1 protein-coding gene is annotated in these 792 nt (G+C 74.6%); it reads left to right on the top strand.

All coding sequences use genetic code 11. The annotated features are described in order from the left end of the window. Nucleotides 1-792, top strand: a 792-nt coding sequence (locus ABEB00_RS01145) for a ketoacyl-synthetase C-terminal extension domain-containing protein (RefSeq protein ID WP_345616844.1), incomplete at both ends; no start/stop codon positions are given.

Genomic DNA, 792 nt, shown 5'->3' with positions numbered 1-792 from the left:
CCAGGACGGCGCGTCCAACGGCCTGACCGCCCCGAACGGTCCCTCCCAGCAGCGGGTGATCCGCCGGGCACTGGCGGCGGCCGGGCTCGCCGCGACGGACGTCGACGCGGTGGAGGCACACGGTACGGGCACGGCGCTCGGTGACCCGATCGAGGCCCAGGCGCTGCTGGCCACCTACGGCCGCGACCGCGAGCAGCCCTTGTGGCTGGGCTCGGTGAAGTCCAACATCGGGCACACGCAGGCCGCCGCCGGTGTCGCCGGTGTGATCAAGATGGTCGAGGCGCTCCGGCACGGCGTTCTGCCCCCGACCCTGCACGTGGCGGACCCCACCCCGCAGGTCGACTGGTCGGCGGGCTCCGTCGAACTGCTCACCGAGGCACGGCAGTGGCCCGACACCGGCCGTCCGCGCCGCGTCGGCGTCTCCTCCTTCGGACTGAGCGGCACCAACGCGCACCTCATCTTCGAGCAGGTACCGGAGGAGACGGCCGCGGACCCGGTCAACCCGGCCGACGGTGTGGTGCCGCTGGTGGTGTCGGCGGCATCCGACGGCTCACTGACCGGACAGGCGGAGCGCCTGGCCGCCTTCGTCGGTGACACGGACGCGTCGCCGGCCGAGGTCGCGGGGGCGTTGGCGGTGCGGCGAGCCCTCTTGGGCGACCGGGCCGTGGTGGTCGCGGGTTCGCGTGCGGAAGCGGTGGCCGGGCTGAGTGCGCTGGCGAAGGGGGAGAACAGTCCCGCGGTGGTGACCGGTGGTGCGGGGACGGCCGGGCGGACGGTGCTGGTCTTCCCGGG

It is taken from the genome of Streptomyces ziwulingensis, from assembly GCF_039542605.1.
GTDB classification, from domain to species: domain Bacteria; phylum Actinomycetota; class Actinomycetes; order Streptomycetales; family Streptomycetaceae; genus Streptomyces; species Streptomyces ziwulingensis.
The sequence above is the reverse complement of the archived record's forward strand: the minus strand, read 5'-3'. Positions and strand labels throughout refer to the sequence as shown.